General features: G+C 51.3%; 17 protein-coding genes. 2 read left to right on the top strand and 15 right to left on the bottom strand.

What is annotated here, in order from left to right:
- The first annotated feature begins 44 nt into the window (after positions 1–44).
- On the top strand, positions 45–1,250 hold the full coding sequence (locus ACFPQ4_RS10685; RefSeq protein WP_378111836.1) for an MFS transporter: 1,206 nt from the start codon (positions 45–47) through the stop codon (positions 1,248–1,250).
- Between the two features lie 68 nt (positions 1,251–1,318).
- Here the strand turns inward: ACFPQ4_RS10685 and ACFPQ4_RS10680 are convergent, their stop codons facing one another.
- The 11 genes from ACFPQ4_RS10680 to ACFPQ4_RS10630 form a co-directional block, all read right to left on the bottom strand.
- Entirely contained in the window at positions 1,319–2,275 is a 957-nt protein-coding gene (locus ACFPQ4_RS10680) for an ABC transporter ATP-binding protein (protein WP_378111835.1), read from the bottom strand.
- Positions 2,272–3,288, bottom strand: coding sequence for an ABC transporter ATP-binding protein (locus ACFPQ4_RS10675; RefSeq protein ID WP_378111834.1), 1,017 nt, complete (start codon positions 3,286–3,288; stop codon positions 2,272–2,274). The genes ACFPQ4_RS10680 and ACFPQ4_RS10675 overlap by 4 nt, the downstream gene beginning before the upstream one ends.
- A gap of 33 nt (positions 3,289–3,321) precedes the next feature.
- The gene (locus tag ACFPQ4_RS10670) at positions 3,322–4,257 is read right to left on the bottom strand and encodes an ABC transporter permease (protein ID WP_378111833.1); all 936 of its coding nucleotides are present in this window, start codon (positions 4,255–4,257) and stop codon (positions 3,322–3,324) included.
- A 3-nt stretch (positions 4,258–4,260) separates the two neighbouring features.
- Positions 4,261–5,196 (bottom strand): ABC transporter permease, encoded by a 936-nt coding sequence (locus tag ACFPQ4_RS10665; RefSeq protein WP_378111832.1) that lies wholly within the window; start codon positions 5,194–5,196, stop codon positions 4,261–4,263.
- A gap of 106 nt (positions 5,197–5,302) precedes the next feature.
- Complete coding sequence (locus ACFPQ4_RS10660; RefSeq protein ID WP_378111831.1) at positions 5,303–6,994, bottom strand: peptide ABC transporter substrate-binding protein; 1,692 nt, start codon at positions 6,992–6,994, stop codon at positions 5,303–5,305.
- A 588-nt stretch (positions 6,995–7,582) separates the two neighbouring features.
- Entirely contained in the window at positions 7,583–8,539 is a 957-nt protein-coding gene (locus tag ACFPQ4_RS10655; protein ID WP_378111830.1) for an ABC transporter ATP-binding protein, read from the bottom strand.
- Positions 8,532–9,563: an ABC transporter ATP-binding protein gene (locus tag ACFPQ4_RS10650; protein ID WP_378111829.1), complete on the bottom strand. Its 1,032-nt coding sequence runs from the start codon at positions 9,561–9,563 to the stop codon at positions 8,532–8,534. The genes ACFPQ4_RS10655 and ACFPQ4_RS10650 overlap by 8 nt, the downstream gene beginning before the upstream one ends.
- Positions 9,564–9,576: 13 nt before the next feature.
- The gene (locus ACFPQ4_RS10645) at positions 9,577–10,485 is read right to left on the bottom strand and encodes an ABC transporter permease (protein ID WP_378111828.1); all 909 of its coding nucleotides are present in this window, start codon (positions 10,483–10,485) and stop codon (positions 9,577–9,579) included.
- Positions 10,486–10,488: 3 nt separating this feature from the next.
- Positions 10,489–11,418, bottom strand: a complete 930-nt coding sequence (locus tag ACFPQ4_RS10640; protein ID WP_378111827.1) for an ABC transporter permease — start codon at positions 11,416–11,418, stop codon at positions 10,489–10,491.
- A 137-nt stretch (positions 11,419–11,555) separates the two neighbouring features.
- Positions 11,556–13,259, bottom strand: coding sequence for a peptide ABC transporter substrate-binding protein (locus ACFPQ4_RS10635; RefSeq protein ID WP_378111825.1), 1,704 nt, complete (start codon positions 13,257–13,259; stop codon positions 11,556–11,558).
- A gap of 477 nt (positions 13,260–13,736) precedes the next feature.
- Positions 13,737–14,396 carry an O-methyltransferase gene (locus ACFPQ4_RS10630; protein ID WP_378111824.1) on the bottom strand — a complete coding sequence of 220 codons (660 nt, stop codon included), beginning with the start codon at positions 14,394–14,396 and terminating at the stop codon, positions 13,737–13,739.
- Positions 14,397–14,515: 119 nt separating this feature from the next.
- Between ACFPQ4_RS10630 and ACFPQ4_RS10625 the strand changes: the two genes are divergently transcribed.
- Positions 14,516–16,495 carry an LTA synthase family protein gene (locus ACFPQ4_RS10625; protein WP_378111823.1) on the top strand — a complete coding sequence of 660 codons (1,980 nt, stop codon included), beginning with the start codon at positions 14,516–14,518 and terminating at the stop codon, positions 16,493–16,495.
- A gap of 51 nt (positions 16,496–16,546) precedes the next feature.
- Here the strand turns inward: ACFPQ4_RS10625 and ACFPQ4_RS10620 are convergent, their stop codons facing one another.
- The 4 genes from ACFPQ4_RS10620 to ACFPQ4_RS10605 all read right to left on the bottom strand — a co-directional run bounded on the left by ACFPQ4_RS10620 (position 16,547) and on the right by ACFPQ4_RS10605 (position 18,401).
- Entirely contained in the window at positions 16,547–16,804 is a 258-nt protein-coding gene (locus ACFPQ4_RS10620) for a YuzB family protein (protein ID WP_378111822.1), read from the bottom strand.
- Positions 16,791–17,093, bottom strand: coding sequence for an iron-sulfur cluster assembly accessory protein (locus ACFPQ4_RS10615; RefSeq protein ID WP_378111820.1), 303 nt, complete (start codon positions 17,091–17,093; stop codon positions 16,791–16,793). Before ACFPQ4_RS10615 ends, ACFPQ4_RS10620 begins: the two co-directional genes overlap by 14 nt.
- A gap of 86 nt (positions 17,094–17,179) precedes the next feature.
- Positions 17,180–17,422 (bottom strand): YkvA family protein, encoded by a 243-nt coding sequence (locus ACFPQ4_RS10610; RefSeq protein WP_378111819.1) that lies wholly within the window; start codon positions 17,420–17,422, stop codon positions 17,180–17,182.
- Positions 17,423–17,504: 82 nt separating this feature from the next.
- Complete coding sequence (locus tag ACFPQ4_RS10605; RefSeq protein ID WP_378111818.1) at positions 17,505–18,401, bottom strand: M14 family metallopeptidase; 897 nt, start codon at positions 18,399–18,401, stop codon at positions 17,505–17,507.
- Between the last annotated feature and the right edge of the window lie 64 nt (positions 18,402–18,465).

Raw genomic sequence — 18,465 nt, 5'->3', positions numbered from 1 at the left:
TATACTAGCAAGAACGCGAAAGTTCGTCTGTGAAGGAGATCATCATGCAGCGTTGGAAAATCAACTTGGCCGTCCTTATGTTCGGCAGCTTCTTGGTCATGGCAGGCATGACGATGATCATCCCGTTTCTCTCGCTTTATTTGAAGCAAGACCTCGGACTGACCGACGAGCACGAAATCGGCGTGTGGGCCGGACTTATATTCGCCGCGAACTTCGTCACCTCGTTTTTGTTCCAGCCGGTATGGGGCAAGCTGTCGGACCGCTACGGACGGAAAATGATGCTGCTGCGTTCCGGATTCGGCATGGCGGTCGTCATGGTGCTGATGGGATTCGCTGCGGCGCCTTGGCACCTGCTCGTGCTTCGGATGATGAACGGCATCATCGCTGGCTTCCAGCCCGCGGCCGTCTCTCTCGTCGCGGCGACGACGCCGAAGGAACGGTCCGGCTTCGCGATGGGTACGCTGCAATCCGGAGGCATCGCCGGTTCGATAATGGGTCCGTTCTTCGGCGGGTTGCTCGCAGACAGCATCGGATTCCGCCCGATCTTCTATATTACGGGAACGCTGCTCTTCCTGGCTTCGATCGTATCCTGGATTCTCGTGAAAGAAAACTTCGACAAGCAAGCAGCCGCCAACCGGCCGCAGGTCGGCGTTATCAAAGGCTTCCGCGAGCTAATGACCATTCGGCAAATGCCGGTGCTGCTGTCCGTGACATTCCTAATCCAGTTCGCGATGTTAAGTCCGATGGCGCTCATCCCTCTATATGTAGAGCGTCTGCACGGTACAACGGACAATCTAGCCTTCTACTCCGGCTTCGTAGGCTCGGTTACCGGACTATCCAATATGATTAGCTCGCCGATCTTAGGCCGGCTCAGCGACCGGATCGGCTCTAAGCGCATCTTGCTCGTCTCGCTCGTCGGCGCGGCGGTGATGCTCCTCCCGCAAGCTTTCGTCGGCTCGGTCGGCCAGTTGCTCGTCTGCCGGTTTCTGCAGGGCTGCTTCATGGGCGGTCTCATCCCGACCGTGAATTCGCTAATCCGCCAATGTACGCCGGACGGAAAGGAAAGCCGCTCCTTCAGCTTCAACAGCAGCGCGCTCGCGCTCGGCAACATGGTCGGACCGATCGTCGGCGGCGCGTTATCCGGGTTTATCGGAATCGAAGGGCTGTTCCTCGTATCGGCAGCGCTGCTCATGCTGACCAGCGTATGGGCATCGCGAGCGTTGCGGGCGGCAAGGCTTGCAGATCGATAGGCTACGCCAAGCATACAAAAAAGAACGGAGCAACTGATCATGCTCCGTTCTTTCTATCTATATGACGCTTATGCGTAATGGCAGGCCGCGATATGGCCCGGACGCGTCTCGCGAAGTACAGGCACTTCCGCCGCGCATCTTTCCGTCGCCGCGGGACACCGCGTGCGGAACGCGCAACCGCTCGGCGGGCTGACCGGGCTTGGCAGGTCGCCCTTCAGGACGATGCGCTCCTTGCCTTCTTCCACGTCCGGATCCGGTACCGGAATCGCCGATAAGAGCGCCTTTGTGTACGGATGCTGCGGATTCGCGTACAAGTCTTCGCTTTTCGCGAGCTCGACGATTTTGCCCAAGTACATGACAGCGACGCGGTCGCTCATGTACTTGATCATCGAAAGGTCGTGCGCGACGAACAAATAGGTTAGCCCCATTTTCTTCTGCAGGTCGATCAGCAGGTTGATAATTTGCGCCTGGATCGACACGTCGAGCGCCGAGATCGGCTCGTCGAGAATCATAAACTGAGGCTGAACCGCAAGCGCGCGGGTAATGCCGATCCGTTGACGTTGTCCGCCGGAAAATTCGTGCGGATAACGGGAAGCGTGCTCGCCGTTCAAGCCGACGATCTCGAGCAGCTCCTCGACGCGGCGTTTCCTTTCCGCTTTGCCGCTCGCGAGGCCGTGAATGTCGAGAGCTTCGCCGATGATGTCGAGAATCGTCATGCGCGGGTTCAAGGACGCGTAAGGGTCCTGGAACACCATTTGCATTTTGCTGCGGTAAGCTTTGAATTTGGATTTGGATACTTTCGTAATATCGGTGCCATCGATCGAAATGCGGCCCGCCGTAGGCTCGTATAGACGGATGATTGTACGTCCTGCGGTCGATTTGCCGCAGCCCGACTCGCCTACCAACCCGAGCGTCTCCCCTTTTTGGAGCGAGAAGCTAATATCGTTAACAGCCTTCAAAATTTGATTGCTACCAAGGTCGAAATGCTTTTTCAGCCCTTCGATTTCAATGAACGGTTTGCTCATACGCTCGCCTCCTTGCCGCCGAGCGCGCCCTGCTGTTTCGCGTAAGGATGCTGCAGCCAGCAACGAACGGCATGGGTGTCGCTGAGTACGGTCCGCTCCGGAATTTCCGTTTCGCATATGTGCATCGCTTCGTCGCACCGTTCGCAGAAGCCGCAACCTTGCGGAGGCTTAATCAGGTCCGGCGGCGTTCCGAAGATCGGAATCAGCGGTTCGTTCTTGTCTTGATCCAAACGTGGCAAAGACTTCAGCAAGCCCTTTGTGTAAGGATGCTTCGGATTGCGGAAAATTTCGCGCTTCGTGCCCGTTTCCACGATTTGACCAGCGTACATGACGATAACGCGATCGCAAATGTCTGCGACGATACCCAAATCGTGCGTGATCAAAATAATCGACGTATTCGTTTCCTTTTGAAGATCCTTCATCAACTGAAGAATTTGCGCTTGAATCGTAACGTCGAGTGCGGTCGTCGGTTCGTCTGCGATCAATAGTGCAGGGTTGCAAGCTAGCGCGATCGCGATCATTACGCGCTGCCGCATACCTCCTGAAAACTGGTGCGGATATTGGCCAATACGCGTCTCCGGGTTCGGAATGCCGACCATCTTAAGCAATTCGATCGCACGAGCTTTCGCCGCTTTGCTGCTAAGACGTTGATGCAAAACCAACCCTTCCATAATTTGCTTGCCGACAGTCATGGTCGGATTCAATGAAGTCATGGGATCTTGGAAAATCATACCAATTTTGTTGCCGCGGACTTTTTGCATCTCTTTTTCGGACAGCTTTAGCAAATCCTGTCCATCCAGCAGCACTTCTCCAGCTTTGATTTTACCCGGCGGAGTTTGGATCAATCGCATGATCGTTTGAGCCGTGACGCTCTTTCCGGAGCCGGATTCGCCAACTATCGCGACGGCTTCCCCTGCCTTCACGTCGAAGCTGACGTCTCTGATGGCTTGCACTTCGCCGCCATAGACGTGAAACGATACGCTTAAGTTTTTAACGTCAAGAATCTTTTTCATGAGGACCAAGACCTCCTTTCCGATAAAATCGAGTTATTTTTTCAATTTCGGATCGAATGCGTCGCGCAAACCGTCTCCGAATATGTTAAAGGCAAACATCGTTAAGCTTAAGAAGAAAGCAGGGAAAAAGAGACGCCATGGGAACAGTTCCATAGATTTAACACCATCGCTGATCATCGTTCCCCAGGAAGCGACGGGAGACTGTACGCCTAAGCCGAGGAAGCTGAGGAATGCCTCTGTGAAAATCGCGCTTGGCACTGTCAAAGTCAACGTAACAAGAATGGGACCCATCGCGTTCGGAATCAGATGACGGAAAATAATGCGCATGGAGCCCGCGCCGAGCGCTTTGGATGCAAGCGCATATTCTTGGTTTTTCAATTGCATGATTTGACCCCGTACGATCCAGGCCATGTTAATCCAACCCGTAATCGACATCGCAACGATAATCGTCGTCATACTCGGTTCCATAACGACGAGCAAAAGTATAACGACGAGCAAATACGGAATCGCGTACAAAATTTCGGCGAAACGGTTCATAACCTCGTCCACCTTGCCGCCGAAATAACCCATAATTCCGCCGTAAATGATTCCGATAAACAAATCAATCATCGCCGCGGCGAAACCTACGAACAGGGAAACTTGCGCACCCTTCCAAGTTCGTTCGAACATATCACGTCCCAAATCGTCCGTTCCGAACCAATGCTGCGCGCTAGGCGCCTTGTTCGTATTCATCAGATCGTTCGTAAAATGATCTTGCGGCGAAATAATCGGAGCGAAGATGGCGAAAAGCAACACGACACCCATCAAATAAAGACCAATCATCGCTAGCTTGTTACCGAGCAAGCGCATCCGGATATCTTGCCAGGCGGTCAGCCTCTTTCTTTCGATTCTTTCCGCGCTCGCTCCATCGCGATTAATCGGCGCAAACAGTTCGGGGCGAATAGTATCCCCTTTTTTCACGTTATTCAAGGTCTACTTCCCTACCTTTCCGCCGGATACTCTCATTCGCGGATCGACTAGAACATAGGCGATATCGGCGAGGAGACGGCATACCATCAGAATGACGGCATAGAAGATTGTAATTCCCATAATTAACGGGTAGTCGCGATCCGAGACACTTTGGACGAAAAACTTGCCTAGACCGGGAATTGCAAAAATTTTCTCGATAACAACGGAGCCGGTAATGACGTTAGCCGTAAGGAAACCGAGAAAGGTAACGACAGGTAACATCGAGTTGCGCAGAGCATGTCGCCAAATGATCAAATATCCAGCAAGGCCTTTAGACTTTGCCGTTTTGATAAAATCGGCATTCAATACTTCTATCATGGTCGATCTGATCAACCGAGCGATAAATGCGATTGGTGCGGCGGAAAGGGCTATGGTCGGTAGTACGTAGTCCATCGGACCATTCAATCCAGCCACCTCAAACGCTCTTATTTTCACAGCCAACAAATACTGCAGTACCGGAGCCATAACGATACTCGGAATGGCCAATCCAATGACTGCTATAATCATCGCAATGTTATCCATCAGCTTGCGGTGGTACATCGCTGCGATAATACCCAGTATGCAACCTACCACTACGGACGTAATAATTGAAGCAATCCCAAGTTTTAAGGAATATTTGAAAGAGTCAGAAATAATATTGTCAACTTCCTGGAATTTCTTCTTCATGGAAATACCAAGGTCGCCATGAACGAGATTTTTCAAATAAATGCCGTATTGCTCGATAAGAGGTTTATCCAATCCATAATACGCTTCTAAATTTTTCTGGACTTGTGCACTCGTTGCTTTCTCAGATTGCAGCGGGCTGCCCGGCACCGCATTCATCAGTACGAATGTTGCCGTTATCAAACAGAACAACGAAACGATCATAAACACGAATTTTTTTAATATATAGCGAATCACACATTCTCACCCGCCCCTTCTTCCTTTATAAGAAACTAAAAAGGGTATATATAGGGATACTATATATACCCTTCTAGTCGTAATTTCCCTACATGTTAGCTAACTATTATTTTTTGCTGCCGAATGCCCATTGCAAGTGACCGGCATAGTCGGATACGACGTTCTCGAAACCGTCTTTCTTCATCGTTACGGTCGTGTAGTAGTAGATCGGCAATACGGCCATGTCGTCAGACAGCGCGATTTTCTCTGCTTGCGCGATCAAATCGAGACGTGCTTTTTCGTCTGGCGCAGCCATGGAATCGTCAAGCAATTTGCCGACTTGCTCGTTGATGTATTTACCATCGTTGTTACCGGATTTCGGGTGAATCAGGTCATACGTGAAGTTGATCGCGTGGTTGAAGTCAGCTCCCCATCCAGCGCGAGCGATACCGAATTGGCCCGCTTTACGCGTTTCGAGGAATGTGCCCCATTCTTGGTTAGCCAGCTTCAAATCAACGTTAAGATTTTTACGCCACATGTCGACGAGCGCTTCCGCAATCGCTTTGTGACCTTCGTTCGTATTGTAAAGCAAAGTAGTTTCTGGGAAGCTGCTGAGTCCTTCTTCAGCAAGACCTTCAGCAAGCAGTTTCTTCGCTTCTTCTACGTTCTCGGAGGAGAACGAAGTGTCCGGATAAAGCTCGCGGTAGCTTTTGCCTTCCATACCTGCGATAGAAGGTGGCACGAGACCGAATGCAGGCGTTTGGTTCGCTTTCGTAACATTGTCGATGATCGATTGACGGTTGATCGACATCGAGAACGCTTTGCGGACTTTCGCGTTGCTGAAAGGCTTTTCCTGCGTATTGAACAGGTAGTAGTACGTCGAAGCGATCGTTTTGATTTCCGCTTTACCGTCTTTAACCAGTCCAGGAACTCGGTCGCTTGGTACGGAGCCCGCTTGAGCGCCAATCCAGTCGATTTTGTCCGTTTCGAATAGGCTGTATACAGTGGAATCTTCTTCGACGAGGGAGATCGTTACTTTGTCGAAGCCGACTTTAGCCGCATCATAGTAGTCTGGGTTTTTGCTCAAGACAAGCTTGTCGCCATGCGCCCATTCGTCCAATTTGAACGGCCCGTTCGTAACGAGCGTGGAAGCTTCCGCAGCCCAGTTCGGTTTGCCGTCTACAGCATTTTTGTCAACAGGCCAGTAGGAGTTATGTGAAATGATGCTTGGGAAGTACGGCGTTGCCGAGTTCAGCTTGACTTCAAGCGTATAGTCGTCAAGCGCTTTTACGCCAACTTGGCTTGCGTCTTTGATTTCGCCGGCGTTGAACTTTTCGGCGTTGACCAAATAGTAAAGCATATACGCGTAATCGGAAGCCGTTTCAGGTGTCAACGTGCGTATCCAGGAGTATTCGAAGTCATGAGCGGTTACAGGATCTCCGTTGCTCCATTTCGCACCTTCGCGCAATTTGAATGTGTACGTTTTACCGTCATCGGATACAGTCCAGTCCGAAGCCAGCGCTTTTTCAGGTTCGCCCGCTGCATTCAGACGAGTAAGTCCTTCAAACAATCCCGATCCAGCGATGAAAGATTGCGCATCAACCATCAAAGCAGGATCTAAGCTTGGAGGATCGCTTGCCAAAGTGAAACGAAATTCTGTCGGTTCTTTGTTTACAGGCGCCGACGCGGTTGCGCTCGGACTTGCGCCTGTATCAGGCGAAGCAGCGTTGTTGCCATTGTTGTTGCTGCTGCATGCAGCCAGCAACGAACCCGCCAGCGCAATTGCCATTGCCGACGAGAAAATCTTTTTGAACTTCATTTTGTAACCTCCCCAAAGTCTATTTAATTCTGTTTCGTTCGTTCCTCGTAAGTTGCCCCTTTTGAGACCATTCACTTTTCACTCAGGGAACGATAACGTTACCATATCTTACTATGCATTCTTCGATTCCCGCAATGATTGATATTAAAAATGTAATAAAATCTAACTCGTTAGGTTAGTAATAGTAACCAACTCATGACGGGTACCGCTTACATTTTGAATTATTTTATGAATATAATGAATAATAATTCATCCATTTTGATTTGTTTGTCAAACCCATAATTTTCTTTGTGAAAATTCGTTCAATTTCCAATAAAATTTTGGTGTGTTCTTCCTATTCTCAACCTTTTAATCGAAAGTTTTTGCACAATCCTAATTAAATTATGTAATTTGTAATGTATTGGATATACATACCTAAAAAAACCCTCTTAAATGACTGAATTAGTCATTGTTGTATGCTTTTTGCGCTAGTGTCATCTCCGGCTTCTCCCCAGCAGCCGTAGCAGCGGGCGGGTAATCAAAAAGAGCTGTATCGCTCGCAGGTCAATGACCCGCGGCGATACAGCCTTCTTTTCTTCTATTATAAGATTACAGCAAGTGGCAAGCTACATAATGATCCGGCTCGACTTCGCGGAATTCCGGCATTTGCTGCGCGCATACGTCCATCGCATGCGGGCAACGCGTGCGGAACGGACATCCGCTCGGCGGATTAAGCGGGCTCGGAATTTCGCCCTGAAGAATAATGCGCTCGCGCTGGCGTTGAACGCTTGGATCCGGAATCGGAATCGCGGACAGCAACGATTGCGTGTACGGATGAAGCGGTTTGGCGTTCAGCTTCTCCGAAGAAGCGACTTCGACGAGCTTGCCGAGGTACATAACGCCGATTCGGTCGGAGATATGCTTAACCATCGCAAGGTCATGTGCGATGAACAAGTACGTCAAGCCGCGCTCGCGTTGCAGCTTCTTGAACAAGTTGACGACCTGCGCTTGAACGGATACGTCCAGCGCGGAGATCGGCTCGTCCGCGATAATGAATTGAGGCTCGATCGCAAGGGCGCGGGCGATGCCGATCCGCTGGCGCTGACCTCCGGAGAACTCGTGCGGGAACCGCTCTGCGTGCTCTTCGCGCAAGCCTACGTCGCGAAGCAACTGGTTCACGCGCGCTTTGCGTTCTTTGCCGTCATACAAGCCGTGGATTTCCATGCCTTCGGCGATGATTTTGCCGACCGTCATACGCGGATTGAGCGAGGCGTACGGATCTTGGAACACCATCTGCATGTCGCGGTTGAACTTCATGCGCTTATCGCCCTTCATCTTCTGCACGTTCTCGCCGTTGAAGAGGATTTCGCCACCCGTCGCTTCGTACAGACGAATGATCGTCCGGCCGGTCGTCGACTTGCCGCAACCAGATTCGCCGACGAGACCGAACGTCTCGCCGCGTTTGATCGCGAAGTTAAGGCCGTCGACTGCTTTAAGCACGCGGTTGTTGCTTAAGTTGAAGTGCTTCTGCAAGTTTCTGACTTCAAGAATATTCTGTTCAGCCATGAGCTCCCCTCCCAATGCCGACAGGCATCTCAACCTTCGGCGCGTCCTGATGGTTGAGCCAGCAAGCCGCAGTATGATCGCCGTGAATGACGAAATGATCCGGATCGATCTCTTGGCAAACCTTCATTGCATAAGGGCAACGTGCAGCGAACGCACAGCCTACCGGCGGCGCGTACAAGTCCGGCGGCGTACCCGGAATCGACTCGAGCTCGACGTTCTTGTCGCTGTCCAGACGAGGGACCGAACGAAGCAATCCCCATGTATACGGATGTCTAGGTTCATAGAAGATCTCGTCCAGCGTGCCTCTCTCAACGACTTTGCCCGCATACATGACGATGACTTTGTGCGCCATCTCGGCAACGACGCCGAGGTCATGCGTGATCAGGATAATAGCCGTATCCGTCTTTTGTTGAATATCGCGCATCAAATCGATGATCTGCGCTTGGATCGTTACGTCAAGCGCCGTCGTCGGCTCATCCGCGATGAGCAGCTTAGGACCGCAAGCAAGCGAAAGTGCGATCATAACCCGCTGGCGCATACCGCCGGAAAGCTCATGTGGATATTGCTGCAGCCGTTCCTTGGCGTTCGACATGCCGACGAGCGTTAACAGCTCTTCGGCACGCGCCATCGCTACCGATTTCTTGACTTTTTGATGCTTCAAAATACCTTCGGTAATTTGCGCTCCAATCGTCATCGTCGGGTTCAGGGACGTCATCGGATCTTGGAAAATCATACCGATTTCGTTACCCCGAATGTGCTGCATTTGCGATTCGGACATCTTCGCGATTTCATGTTCGCCGTCGAACACGATCGAAGAGCCTTCTTTGATAACGCTTGGCGGAGACGGAACAAGGCGCATTAGCGTCTGAGCCGTTACGGACTTGCCGCAGCCGGACTCGCCGACGATCGCCAGCACTTCTCCTTTATCTACCGTGAAGGAGACGCCGCGCACCGCTTGTACCTCGCCGGCGTACATTTTAAAGGACACACGCAAATTTTTGACTTCGAGCAAAGGTTTCGCCATCGGGGACCCCTCCTTATTTTCTCATTTTCGGATCCAGCGCGTCGCGCAGACCGTCGCCTACGACGTTAAAGCTGAGCAAAATCAAGCTGAATACGATCGTCGGATAAATCAGCAAGTACGGATAGTTGCGCATGTTATGCGCGCCTTCGTTGATCAAGCTACCCAAGGACGCCATTGGCGGCCGAATACCTACGCCGATGAAACTTAGGAACGATTCGAAGAAAATCGCCGTCGGCACGATAAACGTGATTTGTACGATCACGAGGCCGATTACGTTCGGAATCAAATGCTTCATAATGATACGCCAAGGCTTAGCGCCGAGCGTACGAGCAGCCAGAACGAATTCCTGCTCCTTAACGAGCAGCAGTTGTCCCCGTACGAGCCGCGCCATCCCGACCCATCCGGTCAACGCGTACGCGATGATGATGGAACTGATACCCGGTCCGAGGAACACGATCAAAATGATCGCGAGCAACAACAGCGGAATCGAGTAGATAACCTCGATGATTCTTTGCATAACCGTATCGACTTTACCGCCGAAGTACGCGGAAATACCGCCGTACAAAACGCCGATAACAAGATCGAGCACAGCCGCTATAAGACCGATAAACAATGAAATCCGCGTGCCGAGCCAGATCCGATACCATTGGTCGCGGCCGAAGTCGTCCGTTCCGAACAAATGAGCCCCGGACGGTTTTTGGTCGATGGCCTCGAGATTGATTTCGTAAATGGTATGCTTGCTCACCCATGGAGCGATAATCGCAAGCAAAATTATACCGATGAGGATGAACAAACCGCCCATCGCCATTTTATTAGTTCTCAAACGCCGCCAAGCGTCCTGCCAATAAGTAAGGGAAGGACGAACGATGGCATCGGCGTTTGTCGTTTTCAGAGCCGGTTGAAACTGTTCTTTCGAAATCATGGTTTACCCCCTCCCCGACATGCGAATTCGTGGATCGATGAAGCCGTAAGCAATATCGGTTAGGAACATAACGACGATCAGAATGGCCGCGTAGAAAATCGTAAGACCCGTAATCATAGTGTAATCCAACGTCGTGATGGAGCTTACGAACTGATAACCGAGACCAGGAATAACAAACACGCTCTCAACGACGAGCGTTCCCGTAATTACGTTTACCGCGATCGGTCCCAGAATGGTCACGACAGGTAAAATCGCATTACGAAGCATGTGGCCGACAACGACCGTACTGGTTGCTAAGCCCTTGGATTTAGCGGTTTTGATATAGTCCAGGCTAGACACTTCGAGCATCGATGCTCTCATCATCCGAGCCAGTATGGCGATGGTACCGAAAGCAAGCGCGATCGCGGGTAAAATGCGGTTTTCAGGACCTTCCCATAAACCCGGTGGCAGAATGCCCCACTTGTTACCGACGTACAAAGACAACAGCGGTGCGATAACGAACGAAGGAACGGAAATGCCGACTAAAGCCAAGAACATGGCGGAATAGTCTTGCCATTTGTTGTGCTTAAGCGCAGCGACGATCCCGAACAGCAGTCCGAAGATAACCGCGATGACGAGCGATTCGATACCAAGCTCCAAGGAAGCCGGGAACGATTGTTTAATGACGCTCGAGACGGTACGCGTAGGGAATTGGTAAGATACGCCCAAGTCGCCTTGCGCGACGTTACCTAGGTATTTCAAATATTGTTGCCACTCCGGTTTATCCAGACCATACTGCGCCTTTAAAATCGCCAGATTCTCCGGAGGCATTTTCGCTGCCGCTTCACCAAAAGGATTTCCGGGCAGCAATTTCATGAGAAAGAAAGTGGCCGTGATGATCACCCACAGGGTAACGATCATGTAGATAAACCGGCGCAGCACGTATTTCAGCACGGGGGATCCTCCTTTCAGGGATGAATTATTTTCCTATACGCGCAATCGACATGAAAGAAGCCGTTGGGTAACGGCCTCTTTCATGGATTGTCGATTTACTGTAACCGATTTAAGCGAGTTAATCGTTCGCTGAATTCTTATTGAATGGAAGTCCATTTCAACTCAAAGTCAGGACCGTACGTTGGCAAGAGCAACCCTTGAACTTTAGGGTTAATCAAGAACGGAGATTGACGGAAGTACAGCGGGAAGATCGCAGCTTCGTCCATCAAGATTTTCTCGGCTTGTTTCAATTCGTCAGCGCGTTTAGCGTTGTCGGTTTCTTTTTGAGCTGCTTTTACGAGCTCGTCGTATTTAGCGTTGGACCAATCTTGCGTGTTGAACGGTCCGCCGGTCAGGAACATGTCGAGCCAAGTCATTGGATCGTCATAGTCAGCGCCCCACAGCGTGGAAACGATTTGGTAGTCTTTTTTCAGCTCTTTGTCCAGACGCGTTGCGTGCGGTTGAGGAGCAGCCACGACTTCGATGCCGAGGTTAGCTTTCCATTGGATAACAAGGTTTTCGAGCAATTTCTTGCCTTTTTCCGTGTCATCGCCGAGGATTTCAAGCTTAGGCAATGCCGTCAAGCCTTCTTCAGCCAAACCTTGAGCGAGCAATTCCTTAGCTTTAGCTACGTCGTACGCAGCTTCGAGGTCGCCTGCGCCAGCACGGAATTCCGCGCCGTTGCCGTCGCTGTTACCGTTAGGTACAAAGCCGGTCGAAGCAACCGAAGGGTTTTTCAATACGAGTTTCGGAATCAAAGTACGATCGATCGCCATGCTAAGCGCTTGACGGATCTTCACGTTTTTGAATGCCGGAACTTTAACTTGTTGGAAGTTCAGGTAGCCCGTTACGAGCTCTTTCTTCGAAACAAGGTCAGCCTTGCCTTCGTATTTCGCCATGTCGTCGCCGCTGATGTCTGCATAATCCGTTTTGCCGGACTCGTACAGGTTAAGACCCGTTGCTTGGTCTTTAACGATGTTCAACGTAACTTTGTCGAGTTTTACGTTAGCCGCATCCCAGTAGTTAGGGTTTTTCTCGAGAACGAGTTGTTGCTCGTGATCCCATTTCGTCAAGACGAATGGACCTGCGCCGAGTACTTTGTCTGCGTCCGCGCCGCTCTTCTCGCCTTGAGCGGTTACGAATTTCTCGTTTTGCGGGTAGTAGTTCAAGAAAGCGAGCTGAGCCGTGAAGTAAGCGCGCGGCTGATCCAGCGTGATTTCAAGCGTTTTGTCGTCGAGCGCTTTAACGCCAAGAGCGTCTTTAGCAGCTTTCAGTTCTTCAGGAGTTTTAGCGTCTTGGACAGCTTGTCCGCCTTTAACCCAAGTCAGGATGAAAGCGTAAGAAGCTTTTGTAGCCGGGTCAAGCGTTCTTTGGTAGGAGTATACGAAGTCTTTAGCAGTCAACGGCTCGCCGTTAGCCCATTTCAGACCGTCGCGCAGCTTGATCGTGTAAGTCAAGCCGTCCGCGGAAATTTGAGGCATCTCTGCAGCAAGTCCCGGTTGCGGTTGCATGTCTTTGTCAAGACGGTACAAGCCTTCGCTGATCGCGCCGAGGATCGTGAACGATGCGGCGCTTTCCGCGATCGATACGTCCAAAGCTGGAGGATCGGCACGGTAGTTCATTACGAGTTCTTGTTTGCTGTTGCTTCCGCCGTTAGAAGCGCTAGCTGTTGGGCTTGCACTTGCACCTGGAGTTGCAGCGGCGTTGTTCCCATTGTTAGTATTGTTGTTGCCGCAAGCGGCTAACAACGTACCAGCCAGGGTGATTGCCATTGCCGAAGATAATACCTTCTTCAACTTCATTTTGTAGCCTCCCCAATATTCTTTGTATGTTCTCTTGTATTTCGTCCCCGTTAAGTTGTCCTTTTTGGAGGCCGTTCACTCCGAGAACGATAACATCACACATCTTACACTGCATCGTTCGAATTTCGCAATGAAAGATATTGCCAATGTAATGTAATATTACATTTAAAGTTATCTAATATGTCTCGTTAGTGACAGGTGACGCTTTCGTTTTGAATGATTTCATGAATGTAGTGAATAAAATTCATTCATTTTGATTCGTATGTTCAACCCATAATTTTTTAGTTGAAATTATGTTCATTTTTACATGAAATTTTGGCATACGTTTCCTATTACCCCCCATTTATCGGAAAACTCTTTGCAAAATCCTAATTAAATTGGATTTTTGTCTATGTATAGGATATACATACCTAAAAAAACCTCCAAAATGACTAAATTAGTCATTGTTGGAGGCTCTTTACGCCCTTTACGTTATGTTTACTTTTGGATAACAGACAGGTCGATCACGCGCGCAAGCGCCAAGCCGTCGTAGGACGGAAGATGAACGCCCTGCAAATTCGGGTCGTTCGCGATCCTTTTATTGAATGCTCGAACGGCTTGCACGGACGGTCCTTGCTTCGCCGGATCGACCGTTCTTCCCCTTAATAACGTATTATCCGCCGCGATAATCGCGCCTGCATTAGCTAGACCGATACAAGCGTCCAGATAATACGGATAGTTGTCTTTGTCCGCATCGATGAAAAAAAAGTCGAACCGCGCGCCTTCATCGGCAAGCTGCGCCAAACTCTCTTTTGCGTCGCCGACGATATACTCCGTACGTTCGCCGTAGCCCGCTTCCGTCACGTTCTTGTGCGCGAACGCGGCATAATCCGCACGCAATTCCAACGAGGTAAGCCGTCCGCTTGCAGGAAGGCCTCTCGCCAAGCAAATGCCGCTATACCCCCCTAACGCGCCGATCTCGAGCACGCGCTTCGCCCCCGACATTGCGACAAGCATCGTCAGCAACCGACCATACCCCGGAGCGACCGAAATTTGCGGCATTCCCGCCGCGGCAATCGCTTCCTTTACTCGCGTTAGCTGTTCATCCGGCGGAAACAAGCCGTCGAAATAATCGTCCGCCGTCTGTAACTGTCCCATCGACTACACCTCCATGATTTAACTATTGTAACGCAGCGTGCAAATGAATTGAAATAACCCCATAAAGAGAGCTATACTAAAACTTATTTCATGATTGTAGAACGAGAGGAAGACGTATCATGGGGGAGCGGTTGAAAGCTACCGCGAAAAAAGTCTGGCCGTTGCTGCTTAACGGACTAACGAGCTGGCCTTATTGGGGATTTATGCTCTTCGTATTATCGATCGTGTACAAGCTTGAATGGTTGGATCACCAGTTCAACGTCGGCGCCATGAACGATTGGAAATGGAAAGTAAACTACGGCGCGGCCATATTGGCAGCCTTCTGGACTTTATTGCTTGGACGTCGCGCGCGTTGGATCACTCTCGTCGTCCTCGACCTGGTCTTATCCGCGCTTCTATTCTCTGATTTGATCTATTTCCGTTACTTCAAAGATTTCATCTCGATTCCCGTGCTGTTCCAAGCCGGCCAAGTCGGAGAGCTTACGGACAGCATTTGGGGCGCGATTACGTTGAAAGACTTCATCTTGTTCGCCGATCTTCCTATCGGACTGGCCGGCATCGGATGGATCGTGTGGCGCCGCTCTCGCGACAAAAAACAGCGTGCCAAGGCATACGTTCCTTCCATTAAACGCCGCTTGTTGCTACGTCTTATTCCGGGAACGATCGCCTTTACGCTTGGGTGGTCGTTGATCTACTATCCCGTCGAGACGCAAAAGGACGGATGGGCGCGCGGACTGTTCGCCGGAGCTTGGTGGAACGTCCCGATCTATAATGTAACCGGCTTGCTCGGGTTCCATGGCTACGACGTCTATCGTTACGCGAAGGAAAACTGGTTCAGCGACAAACTTTCCAAGCAAGAGGAGCAGCAAGCGAGCGAATGGTTCGATGCCCGCAGAAAGCTGCAGCAACAGATGGAATCCGAGCTGATGTTCGGCGAGTATAAAGGTAAGAACGTGCTCGTCGTGCAGATGGAGGCGTTCCAGCAATTCGTAATCGGCCAATCGATCGGCGGAGAAGAAATTACGCCAAACTTGAATAAGCTAATCGGCCAGAGCCTTTACTTCCCTAACTTCTATCATCAGACCGGGCAAGGACATACGTCTGACGCGGACTTCTCGACGAGCTGCTCGATGCATCCGTTGCCGACCGGTTCCGTATTCATTCGGTTCTCCAACAACGAATTCGACTGCGCGCCTTCGATATTGAAGACGCAAGGCTACGATACGACGGTGCACCACGCCTACGACGGCAGCTTCTGGAACCGCAATAATATGTACAACGATATGGAATACGACCAGTTTTACAATTTGAAAAATTACAAGTTCGATGACCCTCTCGGTTGGTCGATCAGCGACAAATCGTTTTTCCGCCAGACGGTTGACCAACTGAAAACGCGCGACTCATCGCCGTTCTACGCGATGGCGATCACGCTTTCCAGCCATCATCCGTTCGACTTGCCGTTATCGACGCAAGAGCTTAACGTTGCTCCGTTCACCGGCACCATATTCGGCGACTATATACAGGCGACGCACTACGTCGACTCGGCCGTCGGCGATCTTATCGAGGATCTGAAGGCAGCCGGACTATACGACAATACGATACTCGTCTTCTACGGCGATCATGACAACTACATTTACGATACGAGCGTCTACGATAAGTTTTACGGACGCCCACTGACGGAGATGGAGAAGGATGCGATCTTGAGGAAAGTCCCTTACATCATCCATCTTCCGAACGACGAGCATGCCGGCGTCATCGACAAAGCCGTCGGGCAAATCGATACGTTACCGACGATCATGCACCTTCTCGGCATCCCCGCGACGGATAACGATTATTTGATGGGCATCAGCGCGTTATCGGAAGCGCCGAAGTCGGTCGTCTTCCGCAACGGCGGCTTCACCGACGGCATGCACTACTTCGTTCCGAGCTCGGATGGCGTTGCCGAACACGGCGCTTGCTACTCGCTCCCTTCGGGCGAAGCAGAACCGGACGTCGCCGCCTGCAAAATGGGCGCGGATGCCGCCAAAAACGATCTGCTCGTCTCCGACCGTGTCGTCGAGCATGATTTGATCGCCAAATTCCGCAAAGCAAAAGAATAGATTGCACGAATTCGAACAAAAGGCTGCCCGATGATGGGCAGCCTCTTTGTTTCATTTTAAGTATTTGCGCGCTTTCTCGATCGCTTCATCCTCGGTAGGCGCGGTAACGTACCGCCCGTTAATGAAAATAAAAGCATAGCGGGAGCAAGGTCCGCAATAAGACTTGCAAGCGACTTTGACGTCCGCCTCCGGATCGAGCTTCTTCAGCTTCGGCAACATCGTCTTAACGCGCGTATGAATACACTTGTCGCAAATGCGAATGTCGTTCGCCGATGCCGAACCCGGCGTTACGTTATCAGTGCTCTCCATGATTGCCTTTGCTAGGATTCGTGATGACAAACCCTTCCTTAGGGAAATACAAATAATCGATTTTCACGCCGTCGAGCAGCTCTTCGCCCTTGGTCAGTAGAACATCGATGCCTTTGTCCGTCGAGACGAGCTCTTCCTTATCCGTCGGCTTGCCAAGATCCATGCCGTAGTGCGCATGGTCTCCGTGACTATGCGTGATGAAAACGCGCAGCTTTTGGTCGGCGTTCTCCGGTTTGTCCAATTCGCGGCGCAGCACGTTGGCGGCATTGCGCGTAATTTTGCAATTCATTCGTCTACCACTCCCGTCTATATCCTCTCTAATATTGTAATGAAACGCTATGGCGCATGCAACATTCGTTTTCCGGCCGTGCCGGTTCATCGCAGCGTTCCATGCCTTTTCTCCATGCGGCCGACGAACCAATTAGCCGCCAGCGCGGTGATCGTCAAGTCGTCGATAGGAAAAAAGGGCAGCAAGTCCGGGAGCACCCAATAGAGCACGACAAGCACGATGAAAAGCAGCTTGTCCCTCGCCGGCACCTGCTTAGAGCGAAATACGCGCCAAAAGCGGACGGGAAGCCGACGCAAACGGTAGAGCCATAGCATTCGCGACCGAAGCATGACGCGCCGCCTTTCGTTCGCTTCGGAAGCGAAGCAAGATTAGGATTGTCATTACAGTATGCCCCGCTTCGTCACTACCTTCTCAACTAGGCGACAGATCCAGCGCCTCGGCCAGCAGCTTCATCACATCGTCGTACGTTTCCTCCATGCCTTCCAACGGAAGAGGATTGTGGCCCCATCCTGCCTCGACCGTGAAGCCTGGGCGACGGAACTTATCGATGAACCAGTCTTTATAACCCGCATCGCTTCCTTCCAGCCATACCGATCGGTATCCAGAAGCTAACGCCAGCCGCTTGGCCCATTCCGCCGATTCGCTAGGCTCATGTCCGCGATAATTCCAATAGATTTCTTCGCCCTGCGTATGAACGGCCAACACCGCATGCAGGTCGGAACGTTCCGTCCATTCGGCCAACGCGATCGCCTCCGGTTCGGTGAGCGGCCCGCTGCCGCCGTAATCGCGCGGCCCCGGCCGTTCTACGCCACGCCTGCCTCGTTCCTCTTCCCAGCAAGCTGGAAACTGGTCGTTGAGGTCCACGCCGCGAATATTCGCCTTCCAGCGATGAAACAGATTGGAGCCTCGGTTCCAAACCATTAGCTCCTTATAATAAGGGTGCTTGGGCGTCACGCCTTGCTGTACGAGCTCTACGCCGTCGGGATTGACCATCGGAACGATCCATAAAGTCGTTCGGTTGTACAAGTCCCTCGCTTGTTTGCCGCCTATTTGCGTTCTGCCGCGGCAAGCTTTCGCATAATCGTCCGCAAATCTCATAAGCAACAGAGAAGTGATCCATTCATTCGCATGGCATGCGCCGTTGAAATGCCAGTTGAACGAGCCGGCGCCGATTCTGATCGCATGGATCGGCTTGCCTAGCACGCTTCGGCCGATCGGACTCGCCGTAACGAAGGGATAACTTCTCGTGAGCTTGCGCACGTCAGCGGCTAACTGAGCGGGGCTGTACTCGAACTTCTGTCGGCTCATATCGTCTCCTCCTTCTTATCGTCGCGACTGTAATTCATGTATGACGAACGGAGCGCTCATATGA

The sequence above is a fragment of the Cohnella yongneupensis genome, from assembly GCF_042655785.1.
GTDB lineage: Bacteria > Bacillota > Bacilli > Paenibacillales > Paenibacillaceae > Cohnella > Cohnella yongneupensis.
The sequence above is the reverse complement of the archived record's forward strand: the minus strand, read 5'-3'. Positions and strand labels throughout refer to the sequence as shown.